This window comes from Mesorhizobium sp. WSM4807 (assembly GCF_055811615.1).
The window spans coordinates 1-15,225 of the sequence record NZ_JBVVQY010000056.1 but is presented as its reverse complement, the minus strand read 5'-3'; the positions used below and the strand labels follow the sequence as shown (position 1 = coordinate 15,225).

General features: G+C 62.8%; 21 protein-coding genes. 15 read left to right on the top strand and 6 right to left on the bottom strand.

Going from position 1 to position 15,225, the window contains the following annotated elements; translation table 11 throughout:
* The first annotated feature begins 88 nt into the window (after positions 1-88).
* From AC0L3N_RS32550 to AC0L3N_RS32515, 8 genes are all read left to right on the top strand, one after another.
* Complete coding sequence (locus AC0L3N_RS32550; RefSeq protein WP_473551685.1) at positions 89-682, top strand: phage connector family protein; 594 nt, start codon at positions 89-91, stop codon at positions 680-682.
* The gene (locus tag AC0L3N_RS32545; protein WP_473551684.1) at positions 682-3,123 is read left to right on the top strand and encodes a phage tail protein; all 2,442 of its coding nucleotides are present in this window, start codon (positions 682-684) and stop codon (positions 3,121-3,123) included. Before AC0L3N_RS32550 ends, AC0L3N_RS32545 begins: the two co-directional genes overlap by 1 nt.
* A 223-nt stretch (positions 3,124-3,346) precedes the next feature.
* On the top strand, positions 3,347-3,790 hold the full coding sequence (locus AC0L3N_RS32540) for a hypothetical protein (RefSeq protein ID WP_473551682.1): 444 nt from the start codon (positions 3,347-3,349) through the stop codon (positions 3,788-3,790).
* A gap of 2 nt (positions 3,791-3,792) precedes the next feature.
* Entirely contained in the window at positions 3,793-4,284 is a 492-nt protein-coding gene (locus AC0L3N_RS32535) for a hypothetical protein (protein ID WP_473551681.1), read from the top strand.
* A complete protein-coding gene (locus AC0L3N_RS32530) occupies positions 4,284-5,159 on the top strand; it encodes a hypothetical protein (RefSeq protein WP_473551680.1) in 876 nt (291 codons plus the stop codon). The genes AC0L3N_RS32535 and AC0L3N_RS32530 overlap by 1 nt, the downstream gene beginning before the upstream one ends.
* Before the next feature lie 299 nt (positions 5,160-5,458).
* Positions 5,459-5,824, top strand: coding sequence for a VanZ family protein (locus AC0L3N_RS32525; protein ID WP_244602766.1), 366 nt, complete (start codon positions 5,459-5,461; stop codon positions 5,822-5,824).
* 122 nt (positions 5,825-5,946) lie between these two features.
* The gene (locus tag AC0L3N_RS32520; RefSeq protein ID WP_473551678.1) at positions 5,947-9,123 is read left to right on the top strand and encodes a hypothetical protein; all 3,177 of its coding nucleotides are present in this window, start codon (positions 5,947-5,949) and stop codon (positions 9,121-9,123) included.
* A gap of 4 nt (positions 9,124-9,127) precedes the next feature.
* The gene (locus AC0L3N_RS32515) at positions 9,128-9,310 is read left to right on the top strand and encodes a hypothetical protein (RefSeq protein ID WP_123147894.1); all 183 of its coding nucleotides are present in this window, start codon (positions 9,128-9,130) and stop codon (positions 9,308-9,310) included.
* On the opposite strand, the gene AC0L3N_RS32510 is transcribed toward AC0L3N_RS32515, so the two are convergent.
* From AC0L3N_RS32510 to AC0L3N_RS32485, 6 genes are all read right to left on the bottom strand, one after another.
* Positions 9,307-9,843 (bottom strand): acyltransferase, encoded by a 537-nt coding sequence (locus tag AC0L3N_RS32510; RefSeq protein ID WP_123147893.1) that lies wholly within the window; start codon positions 9,841-9,843, stop codon positions 9,307-9,309. The two genes, AC0L3N_RS32515 and AC0L3N_RS32510, sit on opposite strands and share 4 nt — an antisense overlap.
* Positions 9,843-10,067 (bottom strand): hypothetical protein, encoded by a 225-nt coding sequence (locus tag AC0L3N_RS32505; RefSeq protein ID WP_123147892.1) that lies wholly within the window; start codon positions 10,065-10,067, stop codon positions 9,843-9,845. The genes AC0L3N_RS32510 and AC0L3N_RS32505 overlap by 1 nt, the downstream gene beginning before the upstream one ends.
* Positions 10,068-10,075: 8 nt before the next feature.
* Positions 10,076-10,468, bottom strand: coding sequence for a hypothetical protein (locus AC0L3N_RS32500; protein ID WP_123147891.1), 393 nt, complete (start codon positions 10,466-10,468; stop codon positions 10,076-10,078).
* 277 nt (positions 10,469-10,745) lie between these two features.
* On the bottom strand, positions 10,746-10,916 hold the full coding sequence (locus AC0L3N_RS32495) for a hypothetical protein (protein WP_165848537.1): 171 nt from the start codon (positions 10,914-10,916) through the stop codon (positions 10,746-10,748).
* 165 nt (positions 10,917-11,081) lie between these two features.
* Entirely contained in the window at positions 11,082-11,261 is a 180-nt protein-coding gene (locus AC0L3N_RS32490; RefSeq protein WP_473551676.1) for a hypothetical protein, read from the bottom strand.
* A 722-nt stretch (positions 11,262-11,983) separates the two neighbouring features.
* The gene (locus AC0L3N_RS32485; protein WP_473551674.1) at positions 11,984-12,163 is read right to left on the bottom strand and encodes a hypothetical protein; all 180 of its coding nucleotides are present in this window, start codon (positions 12,161-12,163) and stop codon (positions 11,984-11,986) included.
* Between the two features lie 85 nt (positions 12,164-12,248).
* On the opposite strand from AC0L3N_RS32485, the gene AC0L3N_RS32480 reads away from it, so the two are divergent.
* From AC0L3N_RS32480 to AC0L3N_RS32450, 7 genes are all read left to right on the top strand, one after another.
* Positions 12,249-13,046 carry an N-acetylmuramidase family protein gene (locus AC0L3N_RS32480; RefSeq protein ID WP_473551673.1) on the top strand — a complete coding sequence of 266 codons (798 nt, stop codon included), beginning with the start codon at positions 12,249-12,251 and terminating at the stop codon, positions 13,044-13,046.
* Positions 13,043-13,261: a hypothetical protein gene (locus AC0L3N_RS32475; protein WP_473488168.1), complete on the top strand. Its 219-nt coding sequence runs from the start codon at positions 13,043-13,045 to the stop codon at positions 13,259-13,261. Before AC0L3N_RS32480 ends, AC0L3N_RS32475 begins: the two co-directional genes overlap by 4 nt.
* 1 nt (position 13,262) lies before the next feature.
* Complete coding sequence (locus AC0L3N_RS32470; RefSeq protein ID WP_473551671.1) at positions 13,263-13,523, top strand: hypothetical protein; 261 nt, start codon at positions 13,263-13,265, stop codon at positions 13,521-13,523.
* Positions 13,508-13,720 carry a hypothetical protein gene (locus AC0L3N_RS32465; RefSeq protein WP_123147884.1) on the top strand — a complete coding sequence of 71 codons (213 nt, stop codon included), beginning with the start codon at positions 13,508-13,510 and terminating at the stop codon, positions 13,718-13,720. Before AC0L3N_RS32470 ends, AC0L3N_RS32465 begins: the two co-directional genes overlap by 16 nt.
* Entirely contained in the window at positions 13,699-14,043 is a 345-nt protein-coding gene (locus AC0L3N_RS32460) for a hypothetical protein (RefSeq protein ID WP_473551670.1), read from the top strand. The genes AC0L3N_RS32465 and AC0L3N_RS32460 overlap by 22 nt, the downstream gene beginning before the upstream one ends.
* A gap of 242 nt (positions 14,044-14,285) precedes the next feature.
* Positions 14,286-14,576: a hypothetical protein gene (locus AC0L3N_RS32455; protein WP_473551668.1), complete on the top strand. Its 291-nt coding sequence runs from the start codon at positions 14,286-14,288 to the stop codon at positions 14,574-14,576.
* Between the two features lie 269 nt (positions 14,577-14,845).
* Entirely contained in the window at positions 14,846-15,139 is a 294-nt protein-coding gene (locus AC0L3N_RS32450) for a hypothetical protein (RefSeq protein ID WP_258123341.1), read from the top strand.
* The last annotated feature ends 86 nt before the right edge of the window (positions 15,140-15,225 follow it).

Genomic DNA, 15,225 nt, shown 5'->3' with positions numbered 1-15,225 from the left:
CCCACAATCCCACCCCACCCAGAGCGCTTTTTGCCGTGGGGGCACCATGCCTTTTGTTTCACCACTCTTGCTGACGGAGCCTAAAACCATGGCCATCACCCCGCTCGACATCGCCAACATGGCGCTTGGCGTTCTCGACGAGGCGCCGATCGACAGCCTCGATCAGGATGTGAAGGCAGCCCGCCTGCTCAATCTGCTTTTCGACCTGACCCGCGAGGCGGAGCTGACGAAACATGCCTGGGTGTTCGCAATCCTGGCGGCCGCCGTCGCCGGGTCCGATACCGGCAGCGGCTCGGGCACGCTGAACTTTGCCTATGAATTGCCCGTGGACTGCCTGCGGCCTTTGCCGCTGACCCACAATGGCGAGCCGGATGGGGTGCCGATCTCGTGGCGCCAGGAGGCCGGGCTGATCTACTCGGACCAGTCCAGCCCACGCCTCATCCGCTACATCGCCAACCTCACCGATCCTAACGACTGGGACGCATTGTTCACGGAAGTGCTGGTCGCGGCCCTTGCCATCAAGATCGCGCATCCGCTGACCCACAAGGCCGGCATGATCGATATTGCCCGCGGTGCCTATGACCGGGCGCTCGACGCGGCGTTCCAGTCCAACGCCATCCAGCGTGGCGGCAGGCTTTCGACGACGTCCTGGGCGATCCAGCGCGGCGGGTTTGTGCGCTGATGACGACGCTCTATCCGGTCCAGGACACATTCGTTCGTGGCGAGATCTCGCCGCGGCTACACGCCCGCGCGTCGCTCGATCTTTACCGCGCGGCGCTCTCCCGGTGCGAAAACTTCGTCACCTTGCCGCATGGCGGCATCCGCAAGCGCGGCGGGTCGTATTTCGTCGGCGAGGCCAAGGATTCGTCGAAGAAGACGCGCGGCATACCGTTCATCTTCTCGGCAGACCAGGCCTACATGCTGGAGTTCGGCGACCTCTACATCCGCGTCTATGCCTATGGCGCCCGCGTCGGCACGGTGGAAGTGGAGACGCCCTATCTCGAAGCCGATCTGTTCGACCTGCAATTCGTCCAATCCGCCGACCAGATGTGGATCACCCACGCGGACTACCCGCCGCAGGTTCTCACCCGCACGGCGCACACGACATGGACGTTGGCCGAATCCGTCTTTCTCGACGGCCCCTATGACGACATCAACACAAGCGCGACCACCATGGCGCCTGCCGAGACCGGCGCCGTCCATCCTCTTATGACCCACAATACCGCTCCAGGCGGCACTGCTGCGGACTCCAGCGGCTCCGCCGACGCTTACAAGGTGTTCGACCGGGACAATGGGTCAAACCTTTCGCTCGGCACGACCACCGGCTACGTGTCCTATGCCTTCGCCGGGACCAAGGTTTGTGACGGCTACTGGCTTCGCGCGCAATCCATCGGCGGCACAAGGGCACCGGTCGCCTGGGATTTCCAGGGTTTTGACGGCACGAACTGGATCTCGCTCGACAGCCGGACAGCGGAAACCGTCTGGTCGCGCGGCGAGGTGCGCTTCTACGAATTTCAGAATGAGACGGCCTACCAGTCCTATCGGCTGAACATCACCGGCTCGGAGGACGACAGCAATGTTACGATCGCGGAAATGGGATGGCACGAAGGCGGCGACAGCCAGACGCCGTTCGATCTCACGGCATCCTCGATCGTCGGCATCAATGACGGCACCGGTTTCCAGGCATCAGATGTCGGCCGCGCCATTCGGCTGCTCGGCTCGGATGCCATCTGGCGCTGGGCGCGCATCACGGGCCGCACCAGCACGACGGTAGTCAAGATCCGGCTATACGGCCACGCCTTGCCCAATCTCAGCCCGATTACGCGCTGGCGCCTCGGCACTTTCGTTCCCGGCAAGTACGTCGAAAGCGGTTCGCTGTACGAGGAGCGGCTGGCCTTCAGCCGGAAATTCTCCGTCTACGCATCCGCAACCGGCGACTTCGACAATTTCGCGCTCGGCGAGAAAGATGACGACGCGCTGGAGTTCGTCCAGGCCGGCGGCGGCCAGGCCAACGATATCACATGGATTGCGGAATCCGATGGGGCTTTGCTGATCGGAACGCTTGGCGGGGTCCGCGCGCTGTCGGGTTCGGGCATCGACGAGGCGCTGACGCCGTCGTCCTTCAAAAACCGTCGGTCCCGCACATTTGGTTGCGCCAAGGTCCGTCCGGTGGATGCCGGGCAGTCGTTCCTTTATGTGACGCGCTCCCGCAAATCGATCGCCGAACTGACCCAGAGTGCCACCGGCCGCTTCACGTCGGATGATGTCGGACAGATTTCCGAGCACATTCCGAAGAAGGGCGTCGTCGAACTGGCGTTCCAGACCGACCCCGATCCGCTGCTGTGGTTCCCGCTGGATAACGGAGAACTCGGCGGCTACACGCACCAGCCTTCGCAGGAAGTCCGCGGCATGCACCGGCATCGCATCGCCGGTTCTTTCTCGGGTTCGGACTGGGGCGTCGTTGAGAGCGCCGTGGTGACGCCGGGGCAGGACGGCAATGATGATCTGTGGCTGATCGTCAGGCGCACCATCGGTGGCGCGACGAAGCGCACCATCGAAATCAAGACTGTGCCATTCGAATATGGCGAGGTCGCCGACGCGTTCGAAGTCGATTGCGGCCTGTCCTACAGCGGCGCGGCCGTGGGGATGGTCACAGGCCTGGGTCACCTCGAAGGCGAAACCGTCGACGCCCTGGCGGATGGCAGGGTCTACAAGGGCCTTGTCGTGGCTGCCGGAGCGGTTTCCTTGCCCGGCGGGGCAACGGCGGCCAAATGGCAGGTCGGGCTACCCTATGAGGCCGGCGCCGACACGCTGGAGCTCGATGTCGGCGGCAAGGACGGATCGATCGTCGGGCGTCGAAAGAAGGCCGCCAAGGTCATCCTCTCCGTGCTGGAAACAGACACGACCGGGCTGGAAATCACGTCGTTGATGCGCGGTCGGTGGGAGCCGGTTCGTATCCCCTCGATCGTCTCGCCCAATGGCATGGCCAATCTGTTCACCGGCAATGTCGAGGTGCCGATCGACGACAGCTGGGAAGGGCAGGGCAGAGTGAAGATCCGCCACACCAACCCGACGCCGTGCACGATTCGGGCGTTCACGCCGGTGTTCGATGCCGAGCCGTAAGAACCGGCGCTGAGGCTGCCGATCTCCCCCCTCGAGGGGGAGATGTCGCCGAAGGCGACAGAGGGGGTCGGCACGTCCTGACCCGACCCCTACTGCCTCCATCGCGGGCGAGAACGCCGGTGCTCCACGCGAGACGACCCCCTCTGGCCTGCCGGCCATCTCCCCCTCGAGGGGGGAGAGCACCCGCTCCGCCCTCCCATCCCCCTCCTAAAAGGACCCTCCCGTGACCCCAATCCCCGATGACAAGCGCCGCGTCGCCGCGCAAAGTGAAGCCTGCGTCGACATCGCAGCACTTGCCGACGAGATCAGGGCAAACGCCGCTTCCCTCGACGAGCGCTGGCGCATGGCCCAATGGCTGATCGAACAGCTGCGCCAGCAATTGTTCGACGCCGATGCCTTGCGCCGTGCCGTCGCCACCGCCAACAGCCAGTTCGACGCCGCCGGCGTTGCCAGCCTGAAAATCAACCCGACTGCCATCCGGCGTGCCGCCATAGCCGGGCGGCGAGCGGCAGCACCCGCTCGTCTCAGCGCGGCAGCGATCCAGGCCGACAAGCTGCTTCTGTCCCTGCTCAGCCCCGGCGGCGCGCTCGACCCGCGCCCGGCGCTCGGCGCGCCGGCTGGAGGCATCGCGGGCAGATTTTCGCTTCGTGGCCGAGGCCGCGGCTGACCATGTGCACACTTGCCCTTATCGGCACGGCTCTCTCGGTCGGCGGCGGGCTGGTCGAAGGCCAGCAGTCTAGGCAGATGGCCGACTACCAAGCCAAGGCCTATGAACAGCAGGCGCGGACCGACGCGCAAGCCGCGGCCTTCGAACAAGGCCAGGAGCGCCACAAGCAGGATCTTCTGCAGGCGCAGGCGCGCGCCCAGGCCGGCGCCTCGGGCGTCGCCATGGCAGGCTCGCCGACCGAGGTGCTGGCGGCCAATGCAAGGCAGGGCCAGCTCGACATCAAGGCGATCCAGTACGGCTCGCAGCTGCGCCAGAACAATCTGACCACGCAGGCCGCAATCTCGCGTTTTTCCGGCAGGCAGGCGGCGGCGACCTCGATCTCTAGGGCAGGCGGCAACCTCGTGTCCGGCCTTTCCGGCCTCTACGACCCGAGCAAGGCGGTGACATTCGGCAAGAGCGCCTTTCCGCCGGCGCCGGGCGGAGGGCTTTACTGATGGCTACCATCCCCCTCCAGCTTGCCCAGCGCCGGCTCGACACCGGCAATGTGGTTTCCTATCCCGGCAGCTCGCCCGTCGGCGCCGCCATGCAAGGCTTTGGCGCCGAGCTCTCGGCTGTCGCCGAGCGGTTCAGGCAACAGAAGCAGCAGCAGGACGCCTTCGACGCCGAGGTCATCGGCCACGAGTTGAACGGGCAGATCGCCCAGGCCGAAAACGAGGCGATCCAGAATGCGCCGGCCGACGGTCGCGGCCTGCATGACAGCATGTACGGCCAGGTCGATCCGCGCACCGACGGCGTCGTCAAGTCCGGCCTGTTCGACAAGATCTTCGACAGCACCGTGCCGAAAGTGCCGGAGAGCGAACGCGCCAACTTCATCAGGAAGAAAGAGGCTTTAAGGCTGGCCGGCTCGGCACGCATGGCCGCACAGCAATATGCGCGCCGCCAGGATTATGAGCAGACCGAATGGTCCAAGGCGCAGGACTCCTACATGAGCGCCATCGCGCAGATCGACCCGGACGACACCGCAGCGTTCAAGGCGATCAGGCAGAGCGGGTTCGACTTCATCGCCAAGATGGGCAACCCGGTCGCCAGGCAAGCGGCCGAAACTGCCTGGCGCAGCAACACCGCAAAAGCGCTCGCCCAGGCGATGATCGCCAAGGATCCGGGCCGCGCTGTTGAACTGCTTGGCGGCGAGCCGAAGGCCACTGACGGCGGGATCAGCGGTGAAACCGCCGGCGCCGAAGGCGGCACCGATCTGTCGGCGAAAAGCCCGAATTGGTCCGCTTCGGGCGATGACCGCCTTGCTGATCTCAGGCCCGACGATAGGGCTGCGCTCGCCTGGCAGGCCGGCGCCTCGGTGGCGCAAAACTGATGTCCGCAACCAGGCGGCCGGGCTAGATTTTCTCGTTACCTGCCCCTGTTGCTTTGGCCGCAGGCTTTTTCATGGGAAAAAGCCAAGGTTCCTGAAGTCTCTGCTGGCAATGCACGCAGGTATGTGGTCGTTATCTAGGGCGATAAGAGCGACGGCGGCCTTTCTTACAACACAGGCTTGTGGTTCTGGATTTGAAATTCCCAAGCGCTGATGCGATCATTGGAACGGAAATCCACCTGGCCCGTCCAGGCTTCAGATGAAGGACTGACCCTATCTTGTTGCGCTTAGAGTCTTATCCGATGCTGGCAAGGATCGTTTTTCCGGTCACGTTGGCCGGCGTTCTCCTGCTCACTCTTCTGCCGGCGCGGTTCTTGCCGGATTTCGGCACGGCCGTCACGCTTTACGATGACAAGCTGCATCACGCCATCGCCTTCGCGGTGCTGGCGGCCCTGGGAAGCCTCGGCTGGCCGGAACACAAGGCAAGGCTGGTTGTTGTCCTCGCCTTCACCGGCGCGGCGATCGAGGTTCTTCAGGGCTCGCAACTGATAGGACGCGATCTGGATGGGTTCGACTGGGTTGCCGACTGCGCCGGCATGGCGTGCGGGCTGACAATCGCCGGCTGGACAAAGAGGCGCGTTGGCAGGCGCGTTGGCGGATTGCCATAGGCCGCATCGGGTTTTTTCTCTCGAGACAACACCGCCGGCCTGATCCGCGCCGGGGGCCGGCCTGAAATCATAGCGCACTTCAAGCCTCGCTTTCGCGGGGCTTTTTTCATGGAGCAAGCCTGATGGCTCGACCTGCAACTGCCGCCGTTCGACTTCTGACCGGCGAACGCGAACCCGTGCGCCTGGCGACCACGGCCAACATCCTCCTTCATGGCCTGCAGGCCATCGACGGCGTGCCGTGCGAGGTTGGCGACCGCGTGCTGGTCAAGGACCAGGCCGACCAGAGACAGAACGGAATCTACACGGTGAGCGAGGGCGAATGGTTCCGCGCCGCCGACGCCCGCACCGCCCGCACCTTGCAGAAGGGAACGACGGTTCACACCCAGCTTGGGACAATCAATGCCGGGCGGGTGTTTGAATTTAGCGTTGACGAGCCGGTGGTGGGCAGCGATGCCATCACCATTGCCCCGTTCGTGCCGCCCGACATTGCGGAGGTGGTCGAGGATGTCGAATCGCTGCGCGACGCAACGCTGGTGCTGAAGGATGCCACCGAGGCCAGTGCCGGCCAGGCAGCCGCCAGCGCTGCCAGCTCTGTCGCCAATGCCGGACAAACCGCCGCCGATGTCGTCACCACCGCGGCCAATCTGGCCAGCGCGCAGGCGGCGCGCGACGCGTCGCTGTATGGCAAGGGCATTTTCCCGACGACGACGGCGGCGATCGGCTTTGGTGTCGTTAGTAGCGGTGCGATCACGGCGGGCGCCGGTGGCACCAACGGCACCTTCGACCTGGCGTTTGCCGGCGGCGCTGGCTCGGGCGCGGCCGGCCGCTTCGTGGTCGCGGGCGGCGCGCTGACGCAGATCCTGATCACGGCGCCCGGCTCCTACACGGTGGCGCCAGTTTTCAGCTTTGCGGCATCGGCGGGATTGGCTGGCGCGGCCGCCGCTGTCGTACTCGGCACGAATGTCGCTGTCGGGCAATATTTCTGGACCGAAGTTTCGAGCGGAGTGCTTGGACTGTACACTGTGGCGGCCGGGCCGGTTGCCGTCGACACGGGCGTTCGTGCTTCGGCGGCGGAAGTCATTGCCTTGATCGGATCGAGGACGGTCGGGCCGGTTGCGATCGCTGGTTCGGTCGGCGGCACGATGGTCTCCAACAGCAGCGTCTATTACTGGCCGGGGTCACTATCGACGGTCGATGAATTTCTGTCGAGTGTGGAACTCGGCTTCGGCGCTGGGTCGGGAACAATTCATATCGTCTTTGCCCACGTCGAGGGCGATGGCACGTTAACTCTGGTTTCTGAACAAACTATCCCTGTCGTTGCCGGCCCGTCCTCCGTCAACTCGGGGCTCTCGATCCTGAAGCCGGCTGGCAGCGTCATGGGTTTACAGCGGACAGGCGCGGGCACCTGGTACTATACGGCCGGGGCAATTCCGAACGGCGAAAGCGAGTGGTTTACGGCGGCGGTGCCGACCTCGCACACCGCCAAGACCATCGGCTTTACAAACGGCCCGCAATGGAAAGCAACTTTCACGGGTGAAGTCGGCACAAAGGCACGTGCCGCCTACGACACCGCAAACGACCTGGTCGAAGTCGTCGGCACTGATCAGGCGGTTGGCTGGCCGAGCCTGGTCAACACCGGCACGAATACCCCGGCGAACTACAGCGTCGTCATGCAAACGCCAGCGCCGGCCGATGGCTACATTACCGAAGTCGACGTTGGGGCAAGCGGTTCTGGCGCGGCCAACATTCACGTTATTCAGTACAATGGCGACCTGACGGTCAACGTGATCAGCACGCATCAGATCACACTAGCCAATGGTGTGACCGAAATTCCCCTCAGCATCCCGATAGCAGCCGGGCAATATCCGGCGATCAGCGGTGGCGGTTACAGGTTTCAGAATAGCGTCAATCCGCAAGGCATTCCCGCATGGATCAAGGCCGCAGCGCTGTCGAACGGCGCGACTGTGGCGTCATCGACCCAGCACCGCTATGAGGTTGCGTTCACGATTAAGACGGGCCTTATTGCCGATGCCGCACGGGCTCTGAGCGGCGACACGCAGAACACCGGCATGAGCCTGCTGGCTGATGCCGACCCAAATGGCGTCGTTGATGCGACTGCGCTCTTTGCTTCGGCCGGGGCCGCTCACCCAAATCCTTATGTGCCGCCCGGCAGCTTCGCATTGACGGCTATGCCTAAGTCGGGTGACGGTTTTTGGGGGCCAGGAAAGCCGTTCGTCGGCCGCAGGAGGTTCTTCGTTCCGGCTCGCCCGTCGCTGTTCAATCTCTATGATGGCTTCCGCGCCAAGATGGCAGAGCATATCGCCAACAACGATGTGCTCTGCTTGATCGCCGACAGCATCGGTCATTGGGCGCTGGCCAGCAATGGCCCCGCGCACTGGTTCAATCGAGTTACCCAATTTGCCAATCTAGGCATTTCCGACGACGAACCGGGCATGACGGCGCTGCGGCCAAGCTCCACCTACACGCCGGCCTTCTATGGCATTACGACCAGCGGAACCGTCTCGACGGGAACGCGCGGGCCACTCGCCGAAAGCATCATCCTAGCGGATGGCGCGGCGCTGGCGTTCACGGGGGCTTATGAGCAGGTCGACGTCCACTATACCCAGGACGCCGGCCAAGGTTCTCTCGATTTCGCGTTCAATGGAGGCGCGGCCTACAAGACCGTCAATGCTGCCGGCGCTCTGGCGCTCGATCAATATTCCGGCCCGTCCCTGACAGGGCAGGCGGCGAGCGGAAACTATACCCTTACGGCCGTAGGCGGACCGGTGGAGATCACTGGGCTTATCCGTCTCGGCATCAAGGCGGCCGGTCCGCGCCTGCGGACGCTGCGCGCTGCGCACGGAAGCTATACGTTCGCATCCTTCAACGCGCCGCGCCTTGCTTCTGCGGTGGCACAATGCGGCTATGCTGGCGGCAAAATTGTGCCGGTCCTCGCCCTGGGCATCAATGACAGCTTTAGCACGCCGCCGGCGACGATTTCGGCCAATATCACGTCGATCATCAACACGCTGGAGGCGGCCGGCGCTCCTCGCATGATGGCCATGCCGCCAACACGGCCATCATCCGCTTGGGATAGCAGCTATACAGGCGGTCGCACCTATGACGCAGCGCTTGGCGCGATACGTCAAAGCTATCGGTCGCGCAATGTGCTGACGGTCCCGATCGACGGGTTCGATTACATCAATTCGGGGGCCTATCAAGAGGGCCTGCACTACAACGACGCCGGCATGGACGCCAATGCCCTTCGGTTCATCGAATACGTCGCGGAAAGGGGATAGACCGATGCCATTCGCAATTCAGCGCAAGGGTAAAGTGATCACCACGCTCGAAGAGGGTGAAGAGTGGGTGGTTGTTGGCAGGAAAATACTGATCACGAAACCCAGCAACCCGACGCATAGTCGCGAAATCACCGTGCCGAGGAACGACGCCGGAGGCCTTGTCGAGGTCTGGCTAGGCGGGGCTTAGTCTTTTCGCTTTATCGATCGAGCGGGATTCCCAACCACAACGGAAAATGGGGCTACGTCTCGCGTTACGACAGAGGCCGCGCCCACAACCGCGCCCTTGCCAATGGTGACGCCTTTGAGGATAGTCACGCCCATTCCGATCCAAGCATTGTCCTCGATCGTCACCGGGGCGATGCCGATATCTGTCCAGTCCTTTTTGCCTCGCCGCCAGTCGGCAACGTCTTTCGCACGCTGTTTCCAATCGAGAGAATGCGAATTGTGGTCGACGATAGTGACATCCCATGAGACCACAACATCGTTGCCGATGGTGATCCGCTGCGCTGCGACAAGGTGGCTTTTCCCGATGAAGCAATCCCGCCCGATTGTGATCTGCGCTTCACGACGATCGAAGGAGAAGCGACAGTGAAGAACGCAATCTTCGCCAAAAGCATGGCGACCTTTGCGGGCAGAACGAACGGCTTGGATGCTCAACTTCGCACCCACGCCGGCATTGATACCGGCCAGACGATATAGGAACGGCGGGACGAATGGCATCAGTGCTCGCCCGGCGGTCTCAACGCCGGCCGATCTTCAATAATGTGCTCTCCATCGACGAGGAAAAGGTGCCGCCAATAGAAGTGAGCGCAGAGATCTTCGAACTTTCCTCTTGCCTCTTCCTCGTCGTCGGTCTGCACCATGGCCATTGGGATTCGTCGGTTATCAATGGCCTGAACCGAAAACCGCAGGTCGGTCTTCTCTCTCGATAAGTCAGTGGTCATCGTCGTCCTCAATTTATCTTGCTTGGGCCCGGCGTCTCAGGCCGCGGGAGCTGCGCCGCAGCATCGACAAATGCAACCAATTCTGCCGTTGGAAGGCCGAAGGCAATCTCCGGCATACCTTCGGCGATCTCGACTATCACGATACAATGTTCAGGCATTTGGCCGGACAAGGCCGCACGAAGGTGCTGCGCCGGGGTGACGGTCTGGGTCTGGTCGTTGCGCCTCCGAGCAGTATCCTGGGAAGCCAAAAGCAACTTGAAAGCCAGGTCACGAATCTGGCTCGACGGGATGCGAGCCCATGCGTTCTCTGTGGGGTTCTGGAGTTCAACCAATACCGCATCGCCGCTTTCCTCCGGCTCGATTAGGCCTATTCCATTGAAGTAATAATCGCGCTTTGGCATCCACCTCTCCGAAATCCATTCACTCCCGCCATTTGCGGCACGCACCTCTGCTTTGCAAGCGTGATCGTGAGGTAGTTCACGCTCTAGTTCGTTTGGCTCGACACGGCCCCTGGCAGCGAGCCAGTGCAGGTAGCATTTCGCCAACCGCAGATACCGAGTGATCTTGTGGGTCGATAATTTCGGCGGCGTTTGGCTGCCGCCTGGCTGGCTTGCGCGTCCAAAAGACACGCCGTAGCCCGCGCCGCCGCGCAGGCGAATGGCGCAAAGACTGCAAAGACTAATGACGGCTGCCTTGCGGCTTGTCGTGAGGCTGGCTGTTCGACCACCAGATAAAATACAGCGAACCTATCTTCATAACCGGCACGCGGCGCTCGCGTTCGCGCACCCGCAATTCGCGATAGACTTTCATCTTCAGGGTGCCGCCCGGCAATTTGATACGCACTGCCATCGGTTCAACTCCCGCCGGCAAGGCAATGATGATGTGCAATGCAGCAATTAGAGAACTTCCCCCGCGGAAGAGTCAACAGCCGATGGTTTTTTGACTCTTCCCGGGAAGGGTTCGAGCGCAGGCGCCCGATGACGGTCAGGGCGTCAACGCGTCACCTGGGATAGGTCAGGATCGTCCGGTGCACCCGGCGGGTTGTTCAAAGGACGCGGCCGGTTCGACCACCAGGTGAAATAGACCGAACCTAATCTTGACGACGGGGATGCGGCGGCTGCGTTCGCGCCCGCGCAACTCCCGATACACCTTCATCTTCAAGGTGCCGCCCGGCAACCTGATACGAACCGCCATCAGCCCAACCCCCATTGTGCAGCGCAGCACTAGAGAGCTTCCGTTGCGGAAGAGTCAAGGGCCGGTCATCGTTTCCGGGGCTATCTTCTGGGACCGTTTCCGGAACGGTCGGGGCGCAGGCTCGGGATCATCGTTTTGGCGGGCGCCCTGACATGCTGCTCGGCCACCAGATGATGAAGTAATTTCCGACCTTCCAGACCGGAACCTCGCGCTTCTGTTCGCGGCGGCGCAGCTTGTCCCTCGTCTTGATCTTCAAGGTCCCGCCCGGAAGCCTGATCCTTAATGTCACGCGCCCTCCCGCACCTGTGTCCCACAGGGTATGAACGGTTCATGGCAGCAGTTTCATCCCGGCTAAGAGACCGTTTGGAAACTCTACTCTGGCGGCCATCTGATGGCGTTTTCTGCGCTTCCGGCCTTCGCCGGCCGAAGCACTTATGAGCGGTCGTGGCAGTTAAAGCTACGGCCGGCGTAGGCCGGTGCTCACGGACTAGCGCATGACCCCGGAAACCGATTTCGGTTTCCGGAAAGGATCATGCGCAAATGCAAAGTGTTAGAGCGTCCTTTGCGCGTCCAATTGGACGCGCAGCGCTCTAATGTCCGCTGCGCTCCGGTTCTCGAAACCACCACCATATGGCTCGCCAGAGCGAATTTCGAAACAGTCTCTAAGCGATTTCGGTTCAGGCGGCAGGACGCATCGAGCTGTTCTCAAGTGGTCAACACCGTCACTTGAAGAAGTCCGCCATGCCCTGGATGGCCAGGAACGCATAGAGGATCGGCCCGACGACCAGCCCGCAATAGAGGCACAGGATCGCTGCCAACGCCACAAGCAGCGGCTTGTCGCGGCCGACCGCGCATAGCTCGGCCTTCACCGTCCAGCGTGCCGTTCTTTCATCTTGCGACATCGGCCGCTGTCCTCCCCTTTGGGGCTCATTTCACACAATCGCTTGCAAACATCAACCGGCCCGCGAGGGCGGAAAGGACACGACCATGGACATGACGTTCAAGGGCGCCGCCAGGCGCCTGGACGACCTCGATCTGCCAAAACTTGGCGCCAGGATCGGCGTCGGCGAGGACGAGATCCACGCCTTTCTCGATGTCGAAACCAGCGGGCATGGCTTCGACGCCCATGGCCGGCCGATCATCCTGTTCGAGCCGCATGTCTTTTTCCGCAACCTGTCGGGGGCGAAGCGGGCGCAAGCTGTCGCGGCCGGCCTTGCCTATGCCAGATGGGGCGAAAAGCCTTATCCCCGGGACAGCTATCCGCGCCTGAAAGCCGCCTGCGCCATCGACGAGACGGCGGCGCTCAGATCGGCGTCGTGGGGCCTCGGCCAGGTGCTCGGCGAGAATTTCAAGGCGGCCGGCTTCCTCACCGTGCAGGCCATGGTCGAAGCTATGATGGAAGACGAGGCGCTGCAACTGGCGGCGGCGATCAATTTCATCGCCGCCAACCGGCTCGACGGCAAATTGCGCAAGCATGATTGGGCCGGCTTTGCCAAGGGTTACAACGGCGCATCCTTTGGGAAGAACGCCTACGATATCAGGCTTGCCGAGGCGTTCCGCAAATGGTCCGGGATCAAGGACACGCCGGCCGCTGCCCCAGCACAGCCTCCAGCGCCTGTTCCGATCCCGCAGCCTCCGCAACCGGACATTCTTATGTCTTCAGGGCCAAAGCACGAGCCGGGCGTGGCTGGAGTCCGGCCCGGACCGTTGCCCGGATTCTGGGCTGCAGTCCTGGCCCCCTTGGTCGCCGCAATCCTGTCCGTGTTTCGAAAGGTAAAGCCATGACGTGGTTCAATACCAATGCCGCGCACAATCTGATCAATGTGCTGATCCTGCTGCTCACCGGCCTGGTCGGCTTCGACTGGACGCTGTTCGGCATCGACGCTGCCCTGGCGCTCAAGATCACCGGGGTGCTGACCCTGCTCAAGATCCTGATGAATGTCGTCCGCGACGGCGTTGCCGGCCTCGTCAGAAGACAGCCTGCCGTGGAGGGCAATTGAGATGTGGGTGCTTTCCATGCTGAGCGCGCTCGCCGGCAATACGACGATCATGGCGATACTCGCCACGCTGGTCGGCGGCATCGGCCTGTTTGTCGCCGGCGGTCGGGCCAACAAGGATGCGGCCAGGCGAGCGGCGGAAAAACTCGCCGCCGCGCAGGATCGCCTCGAGATGGACCGCGAGGCGACCGATGCCGAACGCGCGGCGCGCGACCTGCCGGACGAAGCCGCACGGCGGGAGGCGATGCGATGGGCAAGGCACTGATGATCGGTCTGCTGCTCGGGGGCCTGTTGCTCGCCGGATGCACAACGCCGGTTTCGCCGGCGCGCCAGGTCTGGTGCGACCACAACCAGCCGCGCCGTCCCTCCGCCGTCGTCGTCGCCGCCATGACGCGGCCCGAGCTCGACGAGGTGAACGCCTACAACGCGAACGGCGCCAGATGGTGCGGGTGGAAGCCATGATACAGGAGTTTCTCGATGCTCTCGGCATCAAGGCGCCGGTGGTGGTCGCCGGCCTTTCCGGCGGCATTCTGCGCGCCTTGTCGCGCCACCGCTACAAGGTCCGCGAGATGGTGGCGTCGCCGATCTGCGGCGCGCTGGCGGCGGCCTACCTGACATTGCCAGTGGTGCATTACTTCCGCGCTACCGGCGTGCCGATACCGTCGCCCGACGACGGCACCACGACGCTGGCCGCGGCGTTCCTCATCGGCGTCTCGGCGATGTGGATCTCGGACATCGTCTTCGAGGTGGTGGTGAGGCGGTTCAAGCCGGAGAAGGAGGAATGAGATCGCGCCTGTCTTAAAGCGCGTCGCGTTTGACCGGCCTCATGCGACGCGCTTTAGGTTGTTGTTTTATGCATGTCGTTATCGCAAAACCGCTGCACACCCTCGGTTCAGGCCCGAGGGCATGCTTTTGCGCGACATGCATTATTGCGCCGCAGCAACAGCCTCTTGCGGGAGACCCGGGTGAAGATTGCGGAACCACTGGCGAAGGTGCGCGTTGGGCACGACCCTTGAGAGGATCTACTATGCCAGCTCGCCCAATCGTCTCGACAGCCGCAGCGATCCTGCTCGCCGCCACAAGCATGGCTTACGGCCGGCCGGATGCGCGCACCATGACATGCAAACAGACGCAGCAGCTGATCCAGAGCCGGCGCGCGATCGTCCTGTCCACCGGCCGCAACACCTATGATCGATATGTCCGCCAATACGGCAATGAGTGCGACTGGCCCGAAGCGCCCGTCACCTCCTATGTGAGGACGCTTGACGGTCAATGCCGGGTCCATCGATGCGAGGAACCGGTTCTCGGATTGCGATGATGCGCCATTAAAGTCCGGGATCAAACACCTAGGGTCTGCGCCGCGTCGCTTCGCTCCTTGCTTCGCCCTGGGATGACGAAGGTGTAGTAGCGTATGGCTAATCGCCAGCGTTGGAGATTGGTGCTAGAAGCAGCCGACGCCTGATCCAAGGTCTCTTCCCGCAACGTCTCTTCGCGCGACCACCAAGGTGGGCCGATGCGCTAAAAGCCGAAGGTTGCGGAACCACGGGCGAAGGTGCGCGTTGGGCACGACCCTTGAGAGGATCTATCATGCCAGCTCGCCCAATCGTCTCGACAGCCGCAGCGATCCTGCTCGCCGCCACAAGCATGGCTTACGGCCGGCCGGATGCGCGCACCATGACATGCGACGAGGCGCAGCAGCTGATCCAGAGCCGGCGCGCGATCGTCCTGACCACCGGCCGCAACACCTATGATCGATATGTCCGCCAATACGGCAATGAGTGCGACTGGCCCGAAGTGCCCGTCACCTCCTACATCAGGACGCTTGACGGTCAATGCCGGGTCCATCGATGCGAGGAACCGGTTTTCGATTTCCCGGACTAGTTCCCTCCACTTCGTCATCCCAGGGCGGAGCAAGGAGCGAAGCGACGCGGCGCAGACCCTGGGATCCATTCCGTGACATCAGCCGA